The organism is Chryseobacterium indologenes (assembly GCF_001295265.1).
GTDB classification, from domain to species: Bacteria; Bacteroidota; Bacteroidia; order Flavobacteriales; family Weeksellaceae; genus Chryseobacterium; species Chryseobacterium indologenes_A.
On the sequence record NZ_LJOD01000002.1, the window covers coordinates 229,148 to 253,288 of the forward strand.

Here is a 24,141-nt window from a genome sequence, read left to right on the forward strand (position 1 = left end):
AAAACAATAGAATATGAATTTACATATCGTAGCGCTTTTTAAGTTCAACGAAAATTATCTGATGGAGGCTGTAGAGCTGTTTCAGAATCTGGTGAAGGAAACAAGAAAAGAAGAAGGCTGTCTTCAGTATGACCTTGTTGAAGACAAAGACAACAAAGGAACTTTTTTTCTGATTGAACTTTGGGAAAGTGTTGACCACCATAACAGGCACAACGGGCAGGATCATCTTCTGGACTTCCGTAAAGAGGCTTCAAAGATTATGGAAAGTTCGGTGGAAGTGTATAAAGGTTTTAAGATTTATTAATTTTCATCTTTTAATTCAAAAAAATAAAAGGCGGTTTTCAGAGTTTGAAGCCGCCTTTTGATTAGAAAAAATAGAAAGTATTAATTGAGTTTATTTCACAATAAGCTTTTGGGTTTCCGTTTTGCCTCCATATGTAATCTTTACTATATAATTTCCGGAACTAAGATGGGATAAATTCAGATCCTGTTTGTAAAAGCCTGTTTGGTTAGTAAGCTCTGCAGAGTAAACCTTTTTACCGGTAAGATCATAAACCTCCACATTGCCCTTGTTATCTGCTCTTTCCTTTACATCAAAAAGAACGGTTACTTTTTTATCAGCAACTGTAGGATTGGGGTAAATCCCGAAAGAAGCTTTTTTACTTACCTCAGTAATTCCTAAGCTGGCTGTTATTTTTTTGTACTTGAAATACATATTTCCGGTCTGGGTACCTCCATTGGATGTAAAGTACATTCTGTAATAATCAGAACCTTTTTTCACATAATACACCACATTGGAGAATGGAGCCCCCATTGTAGGTTTCCATGAATATCCGATGGTACTGATGTTTTTTGAAAATGCAGTAGATGCCGGAATGGTTGTTGCAGTTGTTTCCTGGGTTTCCGGCTGCACTTTTGCCACACTGATTGCCGGATTTTGAAGAACTCCTGACATTCTGTATTTCATGGTAAGCTGCTGGCCTGTATCAGGATCTGTATAAGGATAATCCGTATAAAATCTTGTGAACATCATATCCCAGTTAGCTTTTGGCGGTTCAAGACCGGTTACTTTTTCACCGGTATCGAAGGAGAAATAATTGAAATAGGCATCATCCGAACCATTGGCTATTGTTTTGGTCTGCGTAGCATCCCATGAAGATGTTGCTGTATTCCATTTTGCATATTTAAAGGTGTAGCCGCCGTAATAATCTTCAATCATAAACTTTATAGTAGCTCCTGAGGGATATTTAAGGATGAAGATCACTTTACCCTCAATATGATGGTTACCGGGATTGTATTCTCCCCAGCCGTAAGCAGCTGAGCCCTGTTCAAAAGCACCTGCCTGTATGGAAGTGGTATTGTCAAGATTAAAAAGAGGAGCGCCATAAGAAGTTATACTGTTGCTTGTGATACTGTTCCATGCTGCAGGATCATCAGAAGCCTGATACACTTTGATATCATGAGTATCATTAATCCTGGTTCCGAAATTGGTATTGGAAGCTCTGTAAAAAGCAATGTCCCAGGTATTGGCAGTCTGTGTAACCGTAGTATTAGCGGCCAGGTCGAAAAATACCCTGTTTTGATATTGAGGTCCCATCGTCATATTCACAGTGGTGTATCCGTTGGCGTCGGTCTGGGATAAAACAGTCTGCTGGATGCCCAGAGTTAATAATGAAGCCAAAAGTAATTGTGTTTTCATAATGCTGACTTTTTGTTTTATTATTTAGAATGATTCAACAAAAGTATATTAATTATTTTTAATCAGTCTAAATAAAAACATGATTTTTATCGTGTTTTAACTTATGGATGTGCACAGAATGCCTGTTAATAAAGAAAAAGCCGGTTGACCAAGAGGTCAACCGGCTGTATCATTACCTGATAAGCCTTATTTCTTAATAAATTTTGATTGGATTACTGAGCCTTCAGAAGTTTCTATCAGCATATAGTATACTCCTGTCTGAAGTTCACTGATATTAAATTTTTGCCCTTCCAGTTTTCCTTCAGCAGCTTTTTGTCCTGAAGCAGAGTAAATCCGGATATTTTTAGGGGCATTTTTCGTAATAAATTCCAGAGCAGTGTTCTCATGATTCACTGCAAATCTGAAGTTTTCCTTTACTTTATTCACATCATTAACGGCTAAACTACCGGAAGTAGTATACACAACATCATCAACCTGTATTGCTACGTGAGTTGCGGAAGGTGTAAACTTGAAAGCAATATAAGAACCTGAAGACGCAGGAATATGTACACTGATATTCTGGGTAACGCCAATTGTTGTTACATTGATAATATTTCCAACAGGCACAAATGTAGTCATATCAGTAGGGCTTGTTGTTACTCCGATCTGGATGGTTCCGGGGCCTGGTGACGGAGAAACCAGAGTAGTGGTAAACGTTAATGTTTTATTACCTGTGGGAGCTTCAATCTGAGGAGAAATCAGATAAGAGGGAGCAGAGCCGTTATTACCTGCATAAGACTGTACAAATCTTTGGGTATTATCATTTTCAGGAGCGGCAACAATCATTCTTGGAGATACCGGGGGAAAAGAGCCGGTAATGGGAGCCAGTACAGCAGACCATCCACCTTGCGGAAAGGTCGTATTACCCAAAGTGAAATTATTAAAGTTCTCATTAAGTGCAGCTACCTGTGCATTGGCTGTAAAAGCTGTTAATAGTAATGTTCCTAAAAGTAATTTTAGTTTCATAACGTTATTTTTATTTAGAATTATTCCACAAAAATAATATTTTATTTTTAACTGTTCTAAATAAAGCATTATATTTGTCGAAAATTTTTTGTGTCTATGAAGAAGAAGGTACTTTCCATACTGTCATTATCTGCCGTTCTATGGGTGAATGCACAGGAAAAAGATTCTCTTAATCAGAAAAGAATAGAAGAAATTGTTGTTACCGGGCAATACACACAGCAGTCTATCAATAAATCCATTTATAAAGTAGAGGTTATTAATGCAGAGCAGATTAAAAATATGGCTGTTACCAATGTAGCAGAAGTTCTTAATCAGAATCTTAACATTTTAATACAGCCGGATAGAAGCAGTGGCAATTCTCAGGCTAATATAATGGGGTTAAGCGGAGAGTACACTAAAATTCTGATTGACAATATTCCTGTTGTAAGTGATCAAGGAATGGGAAACCTGGTTGACCTTACCAAGCTTAATGTCAACAATATTGAACGAATTGAGATTGTAAAAGGATCAATGGGAGTAGAATACGGGAATAATGCCGTAGCAGGAGTTATTAATATCATTACCAGGAAAAATTATTCTAAAAAGCTGAATATCCTGGCTTCATTGCAGGAGGAAACAGTAGGAAAGGATTATGACTGGTTTAAAAAAGGAAACGGACGCCATGTTCAGTCTTTGAATATAGGATATAAATTATCTGAAAACTGGTCTGTTACAGCAGATATTAATCATAATGATTTTCAGGGATATAAAGGGAAATTGCAGGGATACAAATTCTTTGACCCTGATAATGCACTCAGAGGTTATGAATGGCAGCCGAAAGACCAGCTGATCACCAATGCGGCAATCCGGTATACAAAAAATAATACCTCTTTATTCTACAAAGTCAATTTCCTTACGGAAACAGTGAATTTCTATAACCCTCTTGTCAATGTAGACATACTGGGAGAAGGAAACAGAACGTATGTGGCTAATGATAAAGATTACTTTACCAAAAGATGGATTCATCAGTTTAATATTCAGACCCAACTTGGAAGAATAAATTATACCGGGGATTTTTCATATCAAAGCCAGGAAAGGAAATTCCAGGATTACAAATCTGATGTACCCAACAGGGCTGAAAGATCAAGAGACGATAAAAAAACCTATTACAAATCAGAAGTTTTATATTCAAGAGGTATGTTCAGTAACTTCCTGGATAACGACAAAATTAATTTCCAGTTAGGATATGAGCTCGACAGAACAAAAGGTTTTGCAAGCAGTACAACAGGAAGTTTCGGAATGACAGGAAATGAAGATATCAACAGAACTATTTTCAATTACGCCAACTTCTTATCGGCAGAATGGAAGGTAACCAATGATTTTTCCCTGCGTCCGGGAGCAAGACTGGCATTGAGCGACCGGTTTGATCCTCAGTTCAATTATTCATTAACGGCTAAATACAGCTTCTCCGAAAAATCAGATATCCGCGGCATTTTTGGTTCTGCCAACAGATTCCCGACCTATGATGAACTGTATACCTATATGGTGGATAACAATCATGATATCAGGGGAAATCAGAACCTAAAACCGGAAACCGGATATTCTATCGGACTGTTCTGGGACTACAATATCAAAAGCTCAGGCAACTGGATTTTCAATCTGAGCACTTCCGGAATGTATCTGGATGTGAATGACAGAATTGAAAGTGTGATCATCAGCAACAGCCCTCTGAAGTATACCTACCTGAATGTAGATAATTATAAGTCTTTACTGTTTGGGGAAAGCATCAATGTGAGAAAAGACAATTTAAGCCTGAACGCCGGGATCTCTGTAATGGGAATTTCCCAGGTAATGAACACCGGAAAAATTAAATCCCCCAATGATTTCAACTTCTATCTTGAGGCTAATGCAGCAGTCAATTATAAACTGCCAGAAACCGGGACTTTGTTTGCCCTTTATTATAAATACTCCGGGGTAAGCAGACAATATACCCATAAAGCCAATTCAAAAGACCCATTGGATCCGGGAGAATATGTTTTAGGAGAGATCGGTGATTTCAATATGATGAATTTTACCGTTTCCCAGCCATTCTTTAACAATCATCTGGAATTAGCTTTAGGAATCAAAAATATTTTCGATGTTTCTTCTATAAGGAATACCACCATTTCCGGTGACGGTCACAATGCCGGATCCAGTAACCAGAACCTATTCTATGGCAGAAGTTATTTTGCCCGTTTAAATTATAATTTTTAATGAGAGTTAAAATGAAAAAAATAATATTTTGTCTTTTATTGGGAACTTCATTCGTTTTTCAGTCGTGCCTTAATGATAATGAAGATCCTGTAGCTGTAGCACCGGTTCAGGGAGCAATAGGAAATCCTTCTGTAGGAGGGGCAACACAGCCTAATCAGGTGTGGATTGACCTGAGTGAAATTGATCCTCAGACTAAAGGACCCGTACAAACCCTTAGCCGAAGAACAGACTGGGATCTGGCATTCTATTCCGGCAGCGATTTTAAAGTCGTATTAAATTCTTCCATCATGATGGCAGCAGCTAAAATTCCTAATGTTACTTCTTTGGATCAGGTGACGGATGCCGGTGTAACAGCTTTGAAAAACCAGGTTCAGGTTGGCAATTTTAATCCGGCGAATGAAATATATATAGATGATGTCCACGGGAATTTTCCTTCCGGATATACTGCTATTGAAGAGATTAAAGCTAATGATTCTGAAAACGGTATCTACCTGGTGAATATGGGTAAAGAAATTTATACCGGTTCAGTAGCAGTGGGCTCAACAGCAACAGGCGGAGCAGGCAGAGGCTGGAAAAAAATTCAGATTGTAAGATCGGGAGAGGGCTACAAAGTAAAATCTGCTGATCTTGACGGCAATAATTACTACGAAGTAACCATTGATAAGAATGCTGCCTACAATTACAGTTTTGTAAGCCTGAAAAATAAAAAACAGGTATTTATTCAGCCTGAAAAAAATAAATGGGACCTGTGCTTTACGGTATTTACCAATACTATTGAAGGAGCAGGAAGCTATACCTATGCAGATTTTGTAAATAATAATAATCTTGGCGGGGTAGGAGCCTATGAAGTAATTGTTACTTCAGGTTCCGGAATTGATGCCTATAATAATTTCAAACGGGCAGATGTGGTTCAGTCCAAGTTTGTTTACAACGACCATCGTGTTATTGGAGGAAACTGGAGAAATCCGGTCGGAGCCAACGGACTTGAAGTATATGGAGACCGGTTCTATGTTATTAAAGATGCAGAAGGGTATTATTTTAAACTGAAATTCACAAGATTTACAAAAAGTGAAACTGATAATACCGGAGTAGCAGGAGAACGCGGTTTTCCTCAGTTCGAATACAAACCTTTATAATATCAAATAATAGTATATCATGAAAAAATTCATTCTTGCAGCTTCTATCTTAATGGCAGTTTATTCCTGCAAAAAAGAAGAAGGCGCCAAAACAGAAAGTACAACAGAAGCCTCTGCCGAAGCTCCGAAAAGCAATAATAAAATTGTTACCCTGAATGGTGGAATCACCGAAATCGTAAGTGCATTGGGGCACGAAAAAGAAATTGTGGGAACAGATGTTACCAGTACTTATCCTGAAACCTTAAAGGCTACGGCTAAAGATCTGGGCCATGTAAGATCAATGACCATTGAACCGATTATGGCCGTAAATCCTACACTGATCTTAGCTTCAGATAAAGATATCAACCCTGAATTGTTGGGGAAAATCAACTCTTCGGGCATCAGAACTGAGGTTTTTAAACAGGAATATACGGTTGACGGAACCAAAAAGCTTATTGCAGAAGTAGCCAAAGCAGTAGGAAACACAGATTACCAGAAATTGAACGATAAGATTGATGCCGATCTGAAGCAGGTACAGCCAATCGCGAAAAAACCTAAAGTGCTATTCATCTATGCCAGAGGAAATATGCTGATGGTAGCCGGTAAAAATACACCAATGGCTTCATTGATCAGCCTTGCAGGCGGGGAAAATGCAGTTAATGATTTTGAAGATTTCAAACCTTTAACACCGGAAGCTGTGGTAAAAGCAAATCCTGATGTACTATTCTTCTTCTCAACAGGACTTCAGGGAGCAGGCGGAAATGAAGGAGCACTTAAGATGCCGGGAGTTTCCCAGACCAATGCAGGAAAAAATAAGAAGATCATCGCAATGGATGGAGGACTGGTTTCCGGTTTCGGACCAAGATTAGGAGAAGCAGCTGTTGGATTAAACAAACTTTTAATTGAAAACACAAAGTAAACTATACTTTTATCTGACTATAAGCACAGTACTGCTTGTTATTATAGCAGTACTGGCGCTTAATACAGGGGTGTATGACTTTGGCGGAAACTCACCCTTCAAAGTTCTGTGGCAGTATATAAAAGGAGAACCGGGACTATCTTTAAGCGACAAATATGTGATCTGGGATGTGAGAGCAGCCAGGATTATCATGGCCATTTTAATAGGAAGCATGCTGGCGGTATCCGGAACAAGCCTTCAGGGGCTTTTCAAAAATCCTCTGGCAACGGGAGATTTAATAGGACTTACATCGGGAGCAACGCTGCTGGCGGCAATTGCCATTGTTTTAGGAGGACATTTCAAACAGTATCTTCCTGAAGCCGTACAATTTTCACTGGTAGGAATTTCCGCATTTATAGGATCTTTTTTATCAATGATGCTGGTGTACAAAATTTCAACAAGCGGAGGGAAAACCAATGTAGTGATGATGCTCCTTACCGGTGTAGCCATTACAGCCATCGGATTTTCAATTACAGGTTTCCTCATCTATATCTCAAAAGACGAACAGCTCCGGGATCTGACATTCTGGAATCTGGGGAGTCTTGCGGCAGCAACATGGACGAAGAATAGTATTTTAGCCATAGTTCTGATCATTTCCTATATTATTCTGCTTCCTAAAGGAAAAGCACTCAACGCGATGATGCTGGGAGAAAAAGATGCCCAACACCTGGGAATTAATGTAGAAAGACTGAAAAAGCAGATTATTATCACGGTGGCCCTTATGGTGGGAACCTGTGTGGCATTTTCAGGAACAATAGGCTTTGTAGGGCTTATTGTCCCTTATATTTTAAGGCTTTTGTTTAAATCCGATTATACATTTATTCTGCCTTTGTCAGCTTTATGCGGAAGCATACTGCTTCTTACGGCAGATACATTCAGCAGAAGCATCGTAGAGCCATCGGAACTGCCGATCGGGATTTTAACAGCGCTTATGGGAGGACCTATTTTCATCGCTATTTTAGTTAAATTCAAAAAATCACTGTAATGATCAAGGCACATCAGATCAGTTATAAACATAAAGAATTTCATATTCTGGATGGCGTGGATGTTTCTTTGGAATACGGAGAATTTCTTGCCATTGTAGGCCCGAACGGCGCCGGAAAATCAAGTCTGTTGAGTGTTCTGTCTAATGAAGTGAAGAGCAAGCAGGGCGTACTTTTTAAAGACAAAGCAATCAGTGAATGGAACGTAAAAGAACTTTCAAAACATAAGGCTAAATTTTCCCAGCACAATAGTAATGATATTCCTTTAGAAGTAAAAGACGTAGTGATGATGGGAAGATACCCGTATTTTGATGCCCAGCCGGGAAAGGAAGACGCAGAAGCTGCAGAAGGCATGATGAATGAAACCGATATTCTCCATCTGAAAGGTAGGGAATACAATACCTTATCGGGAGGAGAAAAGCAAAGAGTACACCTTTCAAGAGTAATGGCCCAGCTGCAGAATGATATTGCCCATAAACTGGTTTTTCTGGATGAGCCGTTGAATAATTTAGATATAAAACATCAGTATAAAGCGCTGGAGATTATTAAAAAATTTACCCAAAAGGCTAACAGTGCCATTGTTGTACTGCATGACCTGAATCTGGCAGCACAGTTTGCTGATAAAATTTTATTAATGAAGTCCGGAAGGGTTTCCGCCTATGGAACACCACAGGAAGTTTTTACCGCTGAAAATATCAGCCATGCCTATAATTTCCCGTGTACCATCTGTGGACATCCTATTACCAATAACCCTATGATCATTTTTGGATAACCATGGAAAAAGACGATTTAAAGATCCTCGCACAGAATCTTGCCAATCCTCAGGGAGCAAAAGGAATAGAGATCGGTGAGATGATGAATGAAACTAACATCAGCATGACGTTGGAAAGCATTACTAGACTTTTAATAGAAGATGATGAGCATATTCTGGAAATAGGGCACGGCAATGCAGGACATGTTAAACATATTTTCAGCAGAGCCCGAAACCTTAAGTATACAGGAATAGATATTTCCGAAACCATGCATCAGGAAGCAAAAAAACTGAATAGGGAATTTGAAGGAAAAGCAGATTTTGTATGGTACGAAGGAAAAATACTTCCCTTTGAAGATAAAACCTTCGATAAAATATTCACCGTCAATACCGTTTATTTCTGGGAAAACCCCCTGGAGTTTTTAAATGAAATCTACAGAGTTCTGAAGAAAGGCGGAACGGTGGTTATTACCTTCGGACAGAGGGATTTCATGGAAAAACTTCCATTCACGGAATTTGATTTTACTCTGTACAGCAATACTGAAATGGAAAAGCTGGTTTCCAAAAGCCATTTCAAAAGAATGAAGATCACCGAAAAACAGGAAGAAATAAAAAGCAAAACAGGAAAAGAAACCATAACAAGAATTTATACAGTTTTAACCATAAAAAAATAAAGTAATGAGCACATTAGTTAATGATTTAAAGGAAAAATGGGAAGCTCTGAAAGCAGAAAATCCACACATCAGAATAAGAAATGCAGCAGCACAGCTGGAAGTAAGTGAGGCTGAATTACTAGCGACAGGCATAGGAGAAGGAGTAACTGTTCTGAAGCCCGAATTTCAGAATATCCTTACTGAAGCAGAGCAGCTTGGAAAAGTAATGGCTCTTACCCGCAATGATGAGTGTGTGCACGAAAGAAAAGGAACCTATCTGAACGGAGATTTCAGCAGCCCTCATGCCCAGCTTTTTGTAGGCGAAGATATTGACCTGAGAATTTTCCTTAACCACTGGAAATTTGCTTTTGCTGTAGTGGAAGGAGATAAAAAAAGCCTTCAGTTCTTCGGGAAAGACGGTCTTGCCCTGCATAAAATCTACCTGACAAAAGACAGCAATGAAGCCGCCTTCGATGCCATTGCTGAGAAATATAAAGCTGAAGATCAGAATGAAGCCTTAATTGTTGAAGCTGTCGCTCCAAAGGCAGCAGAAAAGCCAGATTCTGAGATTGATGCGGAAGGATTCAGAAAAGCCTGGACAGAATTAAAAGACACCCATGATTTCTTCATGATGACCAGAAAATACGGAGTAAGCAGAACCCAGGCTTTAAGACTGGCTCCGGAAGGATTTGCTAAAAAAATAGATAATGCTAAAGTGGTGAATGTACTGGAAGATGCTTCCGAAAAGAATATTCCAATCATGGTGTTTGTAGGAAACAGGGGAATTATCCAGATTCACACCGGAAATGTAAAGAAAACCCTTTGGCATCAGCAGTGGTTCAATGTAATGGATCCTGATTTCAATCTTCATATGGATGTAACAAAAATCGCAGAAGCATGGATCGTTAAGAAACCTACAGAAGACGGAGAAGTAACTGCCATCGAAGTATTCAATAAAGAAGGTGATTTCATCGTTCAGTTCTTCGGGAAAAGAAAACCGGGTATCCCTGAATTGCAGGAGTGGAAAGACCTTGTAGCAGAATTAGAAAAATAATAATTAGATAATTTTGAATGAGCCGTTTTGTTTTTTTATTCAAAGCGGCTTTTTTTAGCAGATTTGAAATCAGATTCAATGATGGGAAAATTAGACAAAACCTTAAATACTGCTCAATTATTATTTATCCTTGTCTTACTTGCGATTTGTAAATCTAATTTTTCTGAAGTTGATGCCCAATCCTGATTGGCTGTTCGTTCAAAAAAATGTAATTTGTGATTAAATTAAATAACAGGAAATGAAGAATATTTTCATAGCCGTACTGGTGGCAGGATTCTGTTCATTAAAAGCGCAGAATTTTAAAGCCTATCAGTTTTATGATAAAAAAGGAAAAGAAGTAAAGACCGAAAAGCTTGTCAAAGAACTGGCGGAATATGATGTGGTTTTCTTTGGTGAAAATCATAATAATTCTATCAACCACTGGCTTCAGCTGAAAATTACGGAAGCTTTATCCGAAAAGAAAAAGGGTCAGATCATTCTTGGGGCCGAAATGTTTGAAAGAGACAACCAAAACCAGCTGAATAACTATCTCAACGGGAAATTTGATGCTAAAACTCTTAAAGATTCAGCTCGTTTATGGAACAATTACGCCACAGATTATAAGCCTTTGGTTGATTTTGCAAAACAAAAAAAACTAAGTTTTATTGCAACGAATATCCCCAGAAGATATGCTTCCCAAACGGCTAAAGAAGGTATAGAATCTTTAAATAAATTAAGTGAGCAGGAAAAAGCGTACATTGTCCGGCTTCCGGTAAAAGTTACCCTGGATACACCCGGTTACCCTGAAATGAAAACTATGATGGGTGAGCATGCGGAAGGAACAAAAGTCATGAACTTTATTTCTGCCCAGGCGGTAAAAGATGCTACCATGGCAGAATCTATCCTGGAAAACCTGCAGGCCGGGAAAACGTTTATCCATTATAACGGAAACTATCACAGCAAAGAATACGGCGGAATTTACTGGTATATTAAGCAGAAGAATCCCAACCTCAAAATGGCAGTCATCTCTGTTTTTGAATCCGAAGATCCGGATCTGAAAGTCCCTTCAAAAGATTATATCCCGACAGATTTTAATCTGATTATTCCTTCAGATATGACGAAAACCTTTTAATCATATTCATAATAAAATAGATACTATTTAAAACAGGTTTTGGCCTGTTTTTTTGTTTCCTGCAGATTTTTCTGTATTGATGTGATTCATTCTGCTTCATCAGAATAGTTCATGTTTTTCGGACAGATTACTGTTCATTTAATTTAATTCTTAATCCGGGATAAAAGTTCATCTTTTTAAGAGCATCTGATCTTAGAGTGGATTTCAGTATCTATTACAAAAGCATCTTTCAGCCTTTTTATACCTAATTTCTTATCCCTGAATCAGGTTAATCTGCAACAATCTTTATCTTTGCACTACATTTCAATAACAATGAAAAAAATATCCTTTCTGCTTATCTTATGTATTGGTTTAGTCAATGCTCAGAAGTTGACACCGGCTGAACTTTCCATCATCAATCAGGGAGACGGCAGCACTGCACTTCCGATTTACCAGGCCACAGACGATCATCAGCATAAAATATTACTGGCTTTTTCTTCAGAAATTGATGCTACAGATCCTCATACTGCCGTTTTAGTCAAAAGAATGAAAGAGTCGCTTCTTTCTACGAACGGTGGAGTGGGAATTGCGGCTCCGCAGGTAGGAATCAACAGAAAAGTGATCTGGGTACAACGTTTTGATAAGCAGGGAGAGCCCCTGGAATATTTTATCAACCCTGTTATTGTCTGGAAATCAGATATACAGAATCTGGGTCCTGAAGGTGATCTTTCCATTCCTGATTTCAGAGATCAGTTTTACAGGAGCAAAGTGATCCAGTTAGAATATGTTGATTTAAAAGGACAGAGATATTCAGAGATTGTGGAAGGTTTCACTGCTGTGATTTTCCAGCATGAAATTGATCACCTTTTCGGTATCCTGATTTCTGATAAAAAAGAACGGGAAAAGAACGATGCTTACAAAAAAGTGGATGCCTATCAGAAGAGTGATCTGATGAGAAGATAGGAGAGCGGGAACAATAAATTCATAAAATTTTAATACGAATTTTTTTGCTTTTAATCTCTCGCGGATCTGGCAGATTGTATTCCTGGAATTAGCTTCTGTTTATCGTGTTTATATGGTTTAGGTACAAAAAAGACATCTTATTTTTGATAAGATGTCTTTTTATTATGTAGAAAATAATTAGTTATTGGTTACCGAAAGTTTCACTTCCATATTATTTCTTGTTGCATTGGAGTACGGGCAGATCTCGTGAGCTTTCTCCATCAGTGCCTGCGCTTCCTCTAAGGAAACTCCGGGGATATTCACATCCAGTTCTGCTGCCAGACCAAACCCTCTGTTTTCAAGCTGTCCAATGCTTACCTTTGCCGCTACGGTTGTTTCACCGGTCTTTATTTTAGAAAGGCTGATCACGCGGTTAAGGGCACTGTCAAAACATGCTGAATATCCCGCCGCAAAAAGCATTTCAGGATTGGCAAAATCATCATTGCTTCCACCTAAAGCTTTAGGCATTCTTACGTCAAGATCCAGAACACCGTTTTCACTTTTTACATGGCCGTTTCTTCCGCCCTGAGCTGTTACTTTTGTTGTATATAACGTTTTCATTTATTTTTCTATTTTGTTTAATATTTTTTGGATGGTTTCCTTAAGATGAATAAGATCTTCGGGGTCTGCATCAATCTTATTCCGGATTTTTCCGGGAATTTCACAGGCCTTTTTTTGAAGCTGTTTCCCTGATTCCGTTAAAAATACTTCAACTACTCTTTCATCTTCTTTTTTTCGTTTTCTGTTAATAATTCCTTTGCTTTCCAGTCTTTTCAGAAGGGGAGTTAAGGTTCCGCTGTCCAGGAAAACTTTTTCACCGATATGGCTTACCGTAACTCCGTCATTTTCCCATAGTACCATCAATACAAGATATTGAGGATACGTAATGTCAAGCTCATCCAGAAATGGGCGGTAAAGACCTGTGATCTCTTTGGCAATAACATATAGAGGAAAGCAGATCTGGTTTTCTAATTTTGGAGGGTTTGAATTGTCCATAAGGTTGAATATGAAAGAAATGATGAAGATATTACTTTTTGATGATAAATTCCTCCATAGGAATTCTTACTTTTTTCATAGAAGACAGCCAGTCATTTGCTTCATCCCTGTATCCAAGGTATAAAAGGCTTACACTTCTAAGTCCCAATTCTTTTAATCCAAGAATTTCATCTACTATCTGGCTGCTGAACCCTTCTGCGGGAGTACTGTCAATTTTTAACTCGGCTGCCTGTGCTAGAGCCATTCCCAATGCGATATACGTTTGACGGGCAGTGTGGGCAAAATGTTCTTCAGAGCTCTGTGCATTGTACATTTCCTTAATTTTATCAGTATAAGATCCGAAACGTCCTCTGGGAAGTTCTCTTACATCAGTATGATAATCATATACCTTATCTATTTTTTCATTGGAATAGCTGTCCCATGCCGCAAATACGAGAACATGTGAGGAATCTCTCATTACCTCAGGATTCAGAGCGCCGGCCATCATTTTATTTTTTAATTCCTGATTTTCTACAACAATAATGCGGAAAGGCTGTAATCCTGATGAAGTAGGGGCTAATCTCGCAGCTTCTAAAATTTTGTTCAGATCTTCTTCAGATACTTTTTTGCTTGAATCATATGCTTTTACTGCATGTCTCCATTGTAAATCTTCTATTAATGACATTTTTCTTATTTTTTTAATTAAACTACCTGGGTTGTAATTTCCAGTTTCATGAACCGGATGTTAAAATAACTATGCAAATATACAAACAATTAAATTGTGTGCAATTTAATTATGAGAAATTTAATTGTGCTTTGCATAATTTATTCTCAGCGTCCAATGATTTTTTCCGCAAGAATCGGATTTTTCTGAATGGATTGTATTTTAATCTTTGCAGGAGAATTTTAAATAAAAACAAATGCAACGATTTAAAAACAAAACCATTTTAATTACAGGCGGCACCAACGGAATGGGATTAGCCACAGCAGAACAGTTTATCCGTGAGGGAGGAAGAGCGGTTATTACAGGCAGAAGTGAGGAGACTGTCCGCAAAGCTTCAGAAAAATTGGGAGAAAAAGCTTTTGGAATTGTTTCCGATGCAGGGAGCCTCACAGACCTGATGAACCTGCGTAATGAAGTGTTAAGATATACCGAAAGCATTGATGTGCTTTTTGCCAATGCAGGGTATGGAAGGTTTGCTCCAATTGAGAATGTAGGGATGGAACAGTTTGATGAACTTTTCAATATGCTGGTGAAAGGATCATTTTTTACCGTTCAGCAGATCCTGCCGATGATGAAAAAAGGAAGTTCGGTGATTTTCAATACTTCTATAGCGACTGAAATGGCTATGCCGAATTTTTCGGTGTATTCAGCAGCGAAATCGGCAGTACAGTCTTTTATTAAAACCTTTGCGGTAGAGTTAACGGAAAGAGGAATACGGGTAAACGGGATCAGTCCCGGACATATTAAAACCAATATTTTTAATAATACAGGCCTTACAGAAGAGCAGATTGATCAGGCGGTTATCGATATTATTCCTACAATCCCTTTCAAAAGGCAGGGAGAGCCTGCGGAGATTGCCGGTACAGTACTGTTTCTGGCTTCGGATGATGCTTCGTATATTCATGGTGCAGAAATCAAGGTAGATGCGGGAATTTCTGTCATCCGTTAACAGAAAAGGACCCCGTCGAGAACTGGACGGGATCCTTAAGAACAGTCTGCTGAGAAGAATGCAGACTGTTTTTTGAAATCAATCTTTTAATCAAAAATGTATAGAAAAGTCGGAAGGCTTATTTCTCCTTTTTCACTTCTTTCATTTCTTTAATGATGTTGGTGTTATTTTCAATACCTATATCAAAAGCTTTTCCTCTTTTATAGCTTTGAGTTGCTTTATCCAGGATGAGACCATCATCTTTCTTTCGGGATACATAAAATACCTGCTGGCTTATTCCTATAGATACACGCATGAAGTTTTCCGGATTGTCCGGGTCTTCTGTAATATGGGTAATGGTTGAATTGTTATACCATGTCAGGTTTTTTGGGCTTGAATTTCCGGAGCAGGAGGTAATCATAACGAATAATAAGAATAGATAAGTCCAGGCTTTCATAAAATAATGTATTAAATAACAGTTCCTGCAATTTATTAATAAAACAGATACAGGAACTGCTGAGATTTAGTTAAAACCCACAGTGTCCCACATAAGGAGCCGGGGAAGGAGAACATCCGGATAAAGAGCTGAAGGTGGTCAGTACGCAATTGGTATTGATGTAGCTGTTATCATACATCAGAGCACCGGCAGGGCTTCTGTAGTAGACATTTCCTGCTGTATTGGCATATGAGCTTACCGATACAGATCCACAGCTGGAATTGGCACATGCAGCTCTCCATACAGCGTCTGTAACCGGTCCGCTTGGGAAAAGGGAAGGGTCAAAGATTCTTTTCTCTGTAACACCGGAAGCATTTTTATAGCTCACCAGAAGGGCAACGTGATAGCTCCATGATACACAGCAGGTACCAGTGGAAGCTTTTAGGTTACCATATACAAACTGCTTTTCAGCATCGTATCCGTTGTTGATGAGGATCTGTCTCATTTTGTGCGCTCTGGCATAGCATCCGTCAACCGGGTATCTGAAAGTAATACATGGTGAAGAAGCTGTTGAGGTTCCGCAGGCCTGATTTTTAATCAGGGTGAACATGCTGTTTAAAGTCGCAACATTAGGCAGAACACTGGTTAGTTTATTAGTCTCCTCCTTTACTTCTTTTGACAGGACAGATTTGAAGTAACGAAGGTCTTCCTCGGTTGCTTTTTCAACTTTGGCAATTTCAGTGGTATTGGGCTTAAGAAAAACATGAACCGGAGTTTCGTTTTTCACGGCCTGCCGGAGCATTTCAACATAGCTTTCATTTTCTTTGGTTGGCTGAATGGTATAGAACTGTGCGGTAACAATGAATGAAACTTTAAGGGCTCCGTTTTCCTCTTCTATTCCCACCGGAATGGTTTTTCCAAAGTCTTTTAAAGCAATACTGCTTTCTTTAGCAGTTAAATCCTGATTCGCATTGGAATCTGCACAGGCATTAAGTGACAGAACACTTAGAAATGCCATCATGGATAGGATAAGGTTTTTCATAATTCTCATGATTTTGTGGTTTAAAATATATTAAGTTGGTGTAGTTTTTAGTTTTATTGTAAAGATAAATTAGTTCACCTAATTGTGATATTAAATGTAAATAAAAATAAAATATGAACCAATTATTTTGAACTAAAAATCAAAAAAAAATTGCTTTGAATAAGAAATGGATGATTTGAAAACCAATGAAATAAAGGGTTCTTATGAATTTTTAAGGCTGAAAAAAGACCAGCTGTAATACCGCTGGTCTTTGATTATATAATGTAAGTTTTATTGATTTCTGAGCTATTTGTAAAGCAGTTCTGCCTGGAAAACATCTGCAAAATGCTTTCTGATTTTTGCTTTTACATCTTCCATTTCCTCCGGGGTCAGGTCTCTTTCAAGCTCTCTTTTTAAAGAAGTTACCTGTTTATCTTTGATACCGCATGGAATAATATATTCAAAATAGCGCATATCTGTGTTTACATTCAGGGCAAAACCATGAAGGGTAACCCATCGGGAAGCTTTTACACCCATGGCGCAGATTTTTCTGGCATAAGGTTTACCAACATCCAGCCATACTCCTGTCTCTCCCTGGGAGCGTTCTCCTTTAAGCCCATATTCATCAATGGTTCTGATGATCACCTCTTCCAGATTTCTCATGTACAGATGAATATCCGTAAAGAAATTTTCAAGATCCAGAACGGGATAACCTACAATCTGCCCGTAGCCGTGATAGGTAATGTCGCCACCGCGGTTGGTCTTCACAAAAGTTGCTTCAATCTCTTTCAGCTTATCAATCCCGGCAAGCATATTTTCTTCATGTCCGCTTTTTCCCAGTGTGTAAACGTGAGGATGTTCCACAAAAAGAAGGTGGTTAGGCGTAGTAATATGCTGCTCTGCAGGAAGATCACGGTTTTTAATCTTGGTATCGATGATATTTTTCATCAGACTTTCCTGATAATCCCAGGCGGGCTGATATTCTTTGATTCCCAGATCCTCAAATGCGACTGCTTTATTCTGATTTGTATTCATATACTGATGTCTGTTTTATTTTAATGGATGGAACCTTGATTTCATACCATTTTTCTAACCCTACAAATTTAGTGAATTTTACCCTTTTACAGCATGGATAAAATCTATGGCAGCATTCTTCCAGTCTTTATTCTGCAGCAGGATGTTCACAAATGCTGTTCCGATGATACCACCGTCTGCTTTTTCCGTTACATTTTCAAAATCTTCCTTCGATTTGATTCCAAAACCAATCATTACCGGATTTTTTATCGGCAGGGAGGCTAATTTTGCCAGATAGTTTTCGTTCTTCAGGACAGCGTTGTCATTCCCTGTTGTAGAAGAGGAGCTTACTGCATACAGGAATCCTGAACTTAAAGAATCCAGATACAGAATTCTCTCGTCAGAAGTTTCCGGTGTTACCAGAAAGGTAAAGTTGAGATGGTATTTTTTTAAAATCTGCTGATAATTTTTTTCAAATTCAATAGGAGGAAGATCAGGAATGATCAATCCTGAAACCCCGCTTTCTGAGCATTCATGACAGAATTTTTCAAACCCGAAACTTAAAACCGGGTTGATGTATCCCATCAGAATTACCGGAACTGTAATCTTCGCTTTAATTGTTTTTAATTGTGAGAAAAGCTTTTCAATGGTCATTCCGTTTTGTAAAGCCAGCTCATGTGCCTTCTGGATGACGGGTCCGTCTGCTACCGGATCAGAATAAGGCATTCCGATTTCAATCATATCCGCTCCGGAATTCTGAATCAGTTGTATAATGTCTGCAGTATCTTCCAGTTGTGGAATTCCTGCTGTAAAGTATATGTTTAGTTTTTTCATATTTTTAAAAAGATAAATAAAGATCCTAAAGCTTCCTGAATAGCTACCAATAAGTATTTTTATTCATTATTACCCAGATGTTTCAGATAGGTTTCCATGTCTTTATCGCCGCGTCCGCTCAGGCAGATAACGACGATATGACTTTCGTTAAATTTCTTCTGATCTAAAACTGCCAGAGCATGGGCGCTTTCGAGTGCGGGGATAATTCCTTCCAGTCTTGTAAGCTCAAAAGCGGCCTTTAGGGCTTCATCATCGTTAATGCTGAAAAATTCGGCTCTTTTTTCTTTAAAGAGATGGGCATGAAAAGGGCCAATTCCCGGATAATCAAGTCCTGCGGAAATCGAGTGGGGCTCTGTAACCTGCCCGTCTTCCGTCTGCATCACAAGACTCTTGCTTCCGTGAAGAACTCCTGAAGTTCCCAGAAAAGTAGTTGCGGCAGACTTTCCGGAATCAATACCATATCCTCCTGCTTCTGCGGCTATAATTTTTACATCCTTTTCTTCCACAAAATGATAGAAGGTTCCGGCCGCATTGCTTCCTCCGCCTACACAGGCAATAACGTAATCGGGGTTCTCTCTTCCTTCCTGCTCGAGAAGCTGTTCCTTGATCTCTTTTGAAATGATGCTCTGAAATCTGGCTACCAGATCAGGAAAAGGGTGAGGGCCCACTACACTTCCAATCACATAATGAGTGGTAACAGGGTTGTTTATCCAGTCTCTTAAAGCTTCGTTTACGGCATCTTTCAGTGTTTTGGAACCGGAGGTGGCCGCTACAACTTCGGCCCCGAGCATTTTCATCCGTGCCACATTGGGAGCCTGCCTCTGAATATCAATTTCGCCCATATAAACAATGCACTTCATTCCAAGAAGAGCGCAGGCCGTAGCGGTAGCCACCCCATGCTGTCCGGCTCCCGTTTCGGCTATAATTCTGGTTTTTCCTAAACGTTTTGCCAGCAATACCTGTCCTAAAGCGTTATTGATCTTATGGGCTCCGGTGTGATTAAGATCCTCTCTTTTAAGATAAATCCGGGTATTGTATTTTTCACTTAAGTTCTTAGAAAAATAGAGCGGAGTAGCGCGGCCTACATAATTTTTAAGCAGATCCTGATATTCTTTCTGAAATTCTTCAGATTCTATGATTTCAAGATAGTTTTCCTGAAGTTCTTTTACATTCGGGTAAAGCATTTCGGGGATAAAAGCGCCTCCAAATTCTCCATAATATCCGTGTTCATCGGGGTTTCTATAATTCATTTCTTTTTATTCTTTATTAATTAAAATAAGCATTGTTTTCTGGGCTGAGGGATTTCAGCAGCTCTTTCCTTTTACCGGACAGATGAAAAATCAGGATGTCATCGTCTTCAGAAGCGGTCCATTCTGTTCCGTTGTTTTCCATAATGTTTTTGGCTTTATTTTCTAAAATCTCAATCCTGCATTGACGATAAAAAGGGCGTAATTTTTTTAGACAGAATCCTATGGCTTCCAGGTTTCTCTGCTGTGTGTTTTCTTGTAAGAATTTTACCAGAAGAGAACCATATCCTTTTTTTTTCTGTGCAGAAACCAATCCTGTAATTTCTGCAAAAGCATACTGTTTTCCGTAGATTTCAAGGGTGAAATCAAAATTGAGCCTGCTCAAAGCCAATATTTTTTCATGATGATCCGTCAGGAAATGAAATTCCGAATCCTTAAAAGAAAACCTGAAATCTGAAGGATTCATGGTCATCCATTCAGGAATATCCCAGAGCTTCAGGATATATTCAATTTCCGGGAGGCTTAGTTCATCCGTTTTTTTGATCAAGTAATTCATGGATAAATTTATTTATAAAATCCTGATTATACTGATATTGCTGTGCAGGGATCAGTTTTTTATGATAAAGCATTTCAATTTTGTTCGCCAGATCAATCCATGTCGCCATATCTATTTCAGATTCATACATCGTAACCGCAATTTCAAGGTTATCAATTAAAAAATACGGATCGGAATCCTCATAAAGCAGAAAAACTTTAGCATAAATTTTTCCGAGATCGTATTTAACACTGGCCTTAACATGACTGTTTAAAAATTTGTCTGAAATAATCACCAGATAGTAGCTGTTCCACAAGCCGATTCTTTCGAAAAAGTATTGAATATCACTTTCATCAAAACTTTTGATGATGTTGATAAATTCAAGAAGCGGTCCGTCTGTAGTCCAGTATTCCACATCCCTGTCATTCCGGGAAACAAAATTATACAGGGCCTGTATTTTTTCATTCCCGAAATTTGGCGGAAACAGGGTTTTATAAAATGTCTTTTTTAACTGATGGATATTCATCATTTATTTGTTGTTTTTAAATACAGCAATGTAGGAAAACAATTCTTTTTCTATCACTTCATCAATGAAATTTTCCCGGTATTTTGTACTGAAAATAATATGGACATAATTTTTTACTAATGATTGGGACATTTTGTGTTTTTATTATTTTAACCGGATTGTAACGATTCTTTGTTAAGCCGTCCCTTCGGGACTATTTGGGAATATTGTTTTTATTTTATCAAGGTCTTTAATCCCTGGTGCTGTTTCAAATTTAGAATTGATATCTACTGCGAAGGGCCTTTGCTGCAAATGACGGATATCGTTAATATTGTTTTCGGAAATACCGCCGCTCAGAAAATAGGGAAGGGGAATTTCCAATTCATTTAATAGAGTCCAGTCAAACTGTTTTCCCGTTCCTCCAAAAGCGCTGCTGTCTGTATCAAAGAGTATATAACTGATAACTGAGCGTTGAGAGTTCAATACTCTCTGAATCCTGTCTCTGGTTTCGTGATTATTTTCACCTACTCTTATCACTTTTATAATTTTAGTTTCAGGTGGTAATTTTTTTTTCAGCTGGCTTACAAAATTTTCGTTTTCATCTCCGTGAAGCTGGATCATACTAAGACCTGCTTTTTCTGCAATGTCTGCAATTTTATCCGTTTCTTCATTGACAAAAACACCTGTTTTTCCTGGATGGCTGAGGCTGAAAATATCTTCCGGATTCAAATGATTCAAAGCATATCTCGGTGACTTTTCATAAAAAATAAAACCCAGAAAATCTGCTTTCATCGAAATAAGCTCTTTGATCTGATCATATTGTGTTAAACCGCAGACTTTCAGTTTAAGAGACTGGTTAAGGGGAATAGATGGCAAACTCATAATTATTTATAAATTTCAACACTGAACTCTTCAAATGCTTTCATCGGATTTGAACTTTTCATAAAATATTCTCCCATCAGAAAACCATCAAACCCTTTATTTTTTAAGTAATGAAAATCCTCAATACGGTAAATTCCGCTTTCCGCAACAGATAATGTATCCTTAGGAAGCTGGTCTTTTAACCGGACGGAATGCTGAAGGTCAATTTTAAAATCTTTTAAATTTCTGTTATTGATACCAACCAGGTCGATATCCGTATTGAAGTGTCCAAGCTCCTCTTCTGTATGGATTTCCAGTAATACTTCCAGATCAAGCTGGTGGGCAAGCTCTGTGAATTCCTGAACCTGCTGTGGTGAAAGGCATGCGGCAATTAGTAAAACGGCATCAGCACCAATATTTTTTGCCTCATAAAACTGGTATTCATCAATCATAAAATCTTTTCTGAGGATTGGAATATGAGTCTGTGACCTGACTTTCAGAATGTCATCAAAGCTTCCTCCGAAAAAATCTCTGTCAGTAAGAATTGAAATTCCGGAAGCTCCGAAATTTTGATAGGCTGCTGCTACTTCCGATGGCAAAACCAGGTCATTAATAATTCCTTTGGAGGGTGATTTTCTTTTAAATTCAGCAATAATTCCGCTTTTACTTTGTATAGATTCTTTCAGGGACAGGCTTTTTCTTCCGAAAAACGCTGAGTCTTTCAGTTGGTCTGTTGAAATTTCTGCTTTTGAAATGGCAACTTCTTCTTTTTTTCTCGCAATAATTGTATCCAGGATCGTCATTTGTTTATGCATTACAAAAGGTCATTAAGTTCATTTTAGTTTATACGATCAACCGTTGATCAGTAATTCCAGGCTTCTCAGTGCTTTTCCGTTGTGCAGGCTTTCCCGGGCGAGCTGCAGGCTGTCCTCATACGTTCCGAATTTACGGGTGTGATAAAGGGCAGTGGCTGCATTGGCAAGCACTACCGAATTCTGGGATTCTGTTCCTTTTCCCTCCAGAATATTTCTGAAAATACGGGCCGATTCTTTTGGGCTTTCACCTCCCTGTATACTTTCCGGGGTAACAGGATGAAACCCGAGATCCTCCGCAGAATATATTTCTTCAGTATTTTGGGTGATAATCTTACTGTCCTGGGTAAGGCTTATTTCATCATAGCCATCCAGTCCGTGAAGGAGAATAAATTCCTGATTCTCTTTCTGAAGAAGATACTGGTAAATTCTTGCAATTTCCAGGTTATAAACCCCGATCACTGAATACTGAGGTTTGGCAGGGTTTACTAAAGGGCCGAGGAGATTGAAGAAAGTCCTCAGTCCCAAGGCTTTTCTCAAAGCCCCCACAGATTGCAGGGCAGGATGAAAATACGGAGCATGAAGAAAACATATATTCGCTTTTTCCAGATCCTCATTCAGCTGGTCGGAATTGTTTTTAAACTGGTATCCCAATTCTTCCATGACATTGGATGATCCTGTAGTAGCAGATGCTCCGTAGTTCCCGTGTTTGGCTACTTTTTGTCCTGCTCCGGCAACCACAAAGCCTGCCAGGGTTGATATGTTGATTGTGTTTTTTCCATCACCTCCGGTTCCTACAATATCCAGTGTATCATGGGTGTAAAGATTTACCGGAACAGCCATCTGCAAAAGGGCTTCCCTGAATCCTTTCAATTCATTAAGGGTAATATTACGCATCAGAAATACACTGATAAACGCAGTAACTTCCGCAGAATTGAATTTATTTTGTGCAATCTCAATCATCGTAGCTTTTGCTTCAGATTTAGATAAAGTATGATGGTTGAACAGGTATTGAAGAATTTCTTTCATTTGTGGAGTTTTTATGGTGGTTGAAGAAGAGTTTGGCATTCTTTAATGATTTAAGAAATTCCGGATAATAACTTCCCCGTCAGGGGTTAAGATACTTTCAGGGTGAAACTGAACCCCGTGTACATCATAGGTTTTATGCTGAAGAGCCATAATCATCCCGTCTTTATCTACAGCAGTAATTTCCAGTTCTTCAGGAAAACCTTCAGGGTTGACAGCCCAGCTGTGGTATCTCCCTACTTCCAGCCCGCTGGAAAGGTTTCTGAAAAGCCTGGTATCTTCTTTTACCAGTTCCGCAGAGGTTGCAACCCCGTGAAAGATTTCAGAAAGATTAATCAGGCTTCCTCCAAAAGCTTCAGCAATAGCCTGCTGTCCGAGACATACTCCCAGAATACTTTTGCTGGGTGCATATTCTCTGATAAGGTCAAGTAAAATTCCTGCTTCTTCAGGAATTCCGGGTCCGGGAGAAAGAATGATTTTGTCATATTTTCCGATTTCCTCTAAAGTAATTTCATCATTTCTTACCACATCTACTTTTTGGTTCAGAATTCGTTCAATGATCTGGACAAGGTTATAGGTAAAGCTGTCGTAATTATCAAAAACGAGAACTTTAGCGGGGGATTGAGAATGGGTGGTATTGTTCATTGTTCTATTTTTAATTGTTGGAAGATGAATAAGTTT

General features: G+C 38.6%; 28 protein-coding genes. 11 read left to right on the forward strand and 17 right to left on the reverse strand.

Annotated elements, in window-relative coordinates:
• The first annotated feature begins 13 nt into the window (after positions 1-13).
• Positions 14-304, forward strand: coding sequence for a putative quinol monooxygenase (locus AOB46_RS05080; protein WP_062696992.1), 291 nt, complete (start codon positions 14-16; stop codon positions 302-304).
• 90 nt (positions 305-394) lie between these two features.
• On the opposite strand, the gene AOB46_RS05085 is transcribed toward AOB46_RS05080, so the two are convergent.
• Positions 395-1,699 (reverse strand): T9SS type A sorting domain-containing protein, encoded by a 1,305-nt coding sequence (locus AOB46_RS05085; protein WP_062696993.1) that lies wholly within the window; start codon positions 1,697-1,699, stop codon positions 395-397.
• 186 nt (positions 1,700-1,885) lie between these two features.
• The gene (locus tag AOB46_RS05090; RefSeq protein ID WP_062696994.1) at positions 1,886-2,704 is read right to left on the reverse strand and encodes a T9SS-dependent choice-of-anchor J family protein; all 819 of its coding nucleotides are present in this window, start codon (positions 2,702-2,704) and stop codon (positions 1,886-1,888) included.
• A 96-nt stretch (positions 2,705-2,800) separates the two neighbouring features.
• Here AOB46_RS05090 and AOB46_RS05095 point away from each other — a divergent pair, with 96 nt between their 5' ends.
• From AOB46_RS05095 to AOB46_RS05135, 9 genes are all read left to right on the forward strand, one after another.
• Positions 2,801-4,936 carry a TonB-dependent receptor plug domain-containing protein gene (locus tag AOB46_RS05095; protein WP_062696995.1) on the forward strand — a complete coding sequence of 712 codons (2,136 nt, stop codon included), beginning with the start codon at positions 2,801-2,803 and terminating at the stop codon, positions 4,934-4,936.
• An 11-nt stretch (positions 4,937-4,947) separates the two neighbouring features.
• On the forward strand, positions 4,948-6,072 hold the full coding sequence (locus tag AOB46_RS05100; protein WP_117590557.1) for an HmuY family protein: 1,125 nt from the start codon (positions 4,948-4,950) through the stop codon (positions 6,070-6,072).
• Between the two features lie 19 nt (positions 6,073-6,091).
• Positions 6,092-6,970 carry a hemin ABC transporter substrate-binding protein gene (locus tag AOB46_RS05105; protein WP_062696997.1) on the forward strand — a complete coding sequence of 293 codons (879 nt, stop codon included), beginning with the start codon at positions 6,092-6,094 and terminating at the stop codon, positions 6,968-6,970.
• Positions 6,954-7,994, forward strand: a complete 1,041-nt coding sequence (locus tag AOB46_RS05110; RefSeq protein ID WP_062696998.1) for a FecCD family ABC transporter permease — start codon at positions 6,954-6,956, stop codon at positions 7,992-7,994. The genes AOB46_RS05105 and AOB46_RS05110 overlap by 17 nt, the downstream gene beginning before the upstream one ends.
• Positions 7,994-8,764, forward strand: a complete 771-nt coding sequence (locus AOB46_RS05115; protein WP_062696999.1) for a heme ABC transporter ATP-binding protein — start codon at positions 7,994-7,996, stop codon at positions 8,762-8,764. The genes AOB46_RS05110 and AOB46_RS05115 overlap by 1 nt, the downstream gene beginning before the upstream one ends.
• Positions 8,765-8,766: 2 nt before the next feature.
• Positions 8,767-9,417 carry a class I SAM-dependent methyltransferase gene (locus AOB46_RS05120; RefSeq protein WP_062697000.1) on the forward strand — a complete coding sequence of 217 codons (651 nt, stop codon included), beginning with the start codon at positions 8,767-8,769 and terminating at the stop codon, positions 9,415-9,417.
• A gap of 4 nt (positions 9,418-9,421) precedes the next feature.
• Positions 9,422-10,450 carry a hemin-degrading factor gene (locus tag AOB46_RS05125; protein ID WP_062697001.1) on the forward strand — a complete coding sequence of 343 codons (1,029 nt, stop codon included), beginning with the start codon at positions 9,422-9,424 and terminating at the stop codon, positions 10,448-10,450.
• A gap of 238 nt (positions 10,451-10,688) precedes the next feature.
• Positions 10,689-11,561: a ChaN family lipoprotein gene (locus tag AOB46_RS05130; protein ID WP_062697002.1), complete on the forward strand. Its 873-nt coding sequence runs from the start codon at positions 10,689-10,691 to the stop codon at positions 11,559-11,561.
• Positions 11,562-11,873: 312 nt separating this feature from the next.
• Positions 11,874-12,503 carry a peptide deformylase gene (locus AOB46_RS05135; RefSeq protein WP_062697003.1) on the forward strand — a complete coding sequence of 210 codons (630 nt, stop codon included), beginning with the start codon at positions 11,874-11,876 and terminating at the stop codon, positions 12,501-12,503.
• 177 nt (positions 12,504-12,680) lie between these two features.
• On the opposite strand, the gene AOB46_RS05140 is transcribed toward AOB46_RS05135, so the two are convergent.
• Genes AOB46_RS05140 through AOB46_RS05150 form a run of 3 tightly spaced genes read right to left on the reverse strand, consistent with a single transcriptional unit; the run spans position 12,681 to position 14,202 of the window.
• Positions 12,681-13,103, reverse strand: coding sequence for an organic hydroperoxide resistance protein (locus AOB46_RS05140; RefSeq protein ID WP_062697004.1), 423 nt, complete (start codon positions 13,101-13,103; stop codon positions 12,681-12,683).
• Positions 13,104-13,538: a MarR family winged helix-turn-helix transcriptional regulator gene (locus AOB46_RS05145; RefSeq protein ID WP_062697005.1), complete on the reverse strand. Its 435-nt coding sequence runs from the start codon at positions 13,536-13,538 to the stop codon at positions 13,104-13,106.
• Positions 13,539-13,569: 31 nt separating this feature from the next.
• Positions 13,570-14,202, reverse strand: a complete 633-nt coding sequence (locus AOB46_RS05150; protein ID WP_062697006.1) for an NAD(P)H-dependent oxidoreductase — start codon at positions 14,200-14,202, stop codon at positions 13,570-13,572.
• A 235-nt stretch (positions 14,203-14,437) separates the two neighbouring features.
• Here AOB46_RS05150 and AOB46_RS05155 point away from each other — a divergent pair, with 235 nt between their 5' ends.
• Positions 14,438-15,190, forward strand: a complete 753-nt coding sequence (locus AOB46_RS05155; protein ID WP_062697007.1) for an SDR family oxidoreductase — start codon at positions 14,438-14,440, stop codon at positions 15,188-15,190.
• A gap of 118 nt (positions 15,191-15,308) precedes the next feature.
• Here AOB46_RS05155 and AOB46_RS05160 read toward each other — a convergent pair whose 3' ends face one another.
• The 12 genes from AOB46_RS05160 to AOB46_RS05210 form a co-directional block, all read right to left on the reverse strand.
• Positions 15,309-15,626 (reverse strand): hypothetical protein, encoded by a 318-nt coding sequence (locus tag AOB46_RS05160; protein ID WP_062697008.1) that lies wholly within the window; start codon positions 15,624-15,626, stop codon positions 15,309-15,311.
• Positions 15,627-15,696: 70 nt separating this feature from the next.
• Positions 15,697-16,656, reverse strand: a complete 960-nt coding sequence (locus tag AOB46_RS05165) for a protein-glutamine glutaminase (protein ID WP_062697009.1) — start codon at positions 16,654-16,656, stop codon at positions 15,697-15,699.
• Positions 16,657-16,932: 276 nt separating this feature from the next.
• A complete protein-coding gene (gene lipB, locus AOB46_RS05170) occupies positions 16,933-17,661 on the reverse strand; it encodes a lipoyl(octanoyl) transferase LipB (RefSeq protein ID WP_062697010.1) in 729 nt (242 codons plus the stop codon).
• Between the two features lie 78 nt (positions 17,662-17,739).
• Complete coding sequence (gene trpA, locus AOB46_RS05175; protein WP_062697011.1) at positions 17,740-18,474, reverse strand: tryptophan synthase subunit alpha; 735 nt, start codon at positions 18,472-18,474, stop codon at positions 17,740-17,742.
• 59 nt (positions 18,475-18,533) lie between these two features.
• A complete protein-coding gene (gene trpB / locus AOB46_RS05180; protein WP_062697012.1) occupies positions 18,534-19,724 on the reverse strand; it encodes a tryptophan synthase subunit beta in 1,191 nt (396 codons plus the stop codon).
• 16 nt (positions 19,725-19,740) lie between these two features.
• Entirely contained in the window at positions 19,741-20,277 is a 537-nt protein-coding gene (locus tag AOB46_RS05185) for a hypothetical protein (protein ID WP_062697013.1), read from the reverse strand.
• The gene (locus AOB46_RS05190; RefSeq protein WP_131724320.1) at positions 20,249-20,785 is read right to left on the reverse strand and encodes a hypothetical protein; all 537 of its coding nucleotides are present in this window, start codon (positions 20,783-20,785) and stop codon (positions 20,249-20,251) included. Before AOB46_RS05190 ends, AOB46_RS05185 begins: the two co-directional genes overlap by 29 nt.
• The gene (locus AOB46_RS23795) at positions 20,786-20,914 is read right to left on the reverse strand and encodes a transposase (protein WP_241489165.1); all 129 of its coding nucleotides are present in this window, start codon (positions 20,912-20,914) and stop codon (positions 20,786-20,788) included.
• 42 nt (positions 20,915-20,956) lie between these two features.
• A complete protein-coding gene (locus tag AOB46_RS05195) occupies positions 20,957-21,643 on the reverse strand; it encodes a phosphoribosylanthranilate isomerase (protein ID WP_062697015.1) in 687 nt (228 codons plus the stop codon).
• Between the two features lie 2 nt (positions 21,644-21,645).
• On the reverse strand, positions 21,646-22,425 hold the full coding sequence (trpC, locus tag AOB46_RS05200; protein WP_062697016.1) for an indole-3-glycerol phosphate synthase TrpC: 780 nt from the start codon (positions 22,423-22,425) through the stop codon (positions 21,646-21,648).
• A gap of 48 nt (positions 22,426-22,473) precedes the next feature.
• Positions 22,474-23,463, reverse strand: coding sequence for an anthranilate phosphoribosyltransferase (trpD, locus tag AOB46_RS05205; protein ID WP_062697017.1), 990 nt, complete (start codon positions 23,461-23,463; stop codon positions 22,474-22,476).
• Between the two features lie 42 nt (positions 23,464-23,505).
• The gene (locus AOB46_RS05210) at positions 23,506-24,105 is read right to left on the reverse strand and encodes an anthranilate synthase component II (protein ID WP_062697018.1); all 600 of its coding nucleotides are present in this window, start codon (positions 24,103-24,105) and stop codon (positions 23,506-23,508) included.
• Between the last annotated feature and the right edge of the window lie 36 nt (positions 24,106-24,141).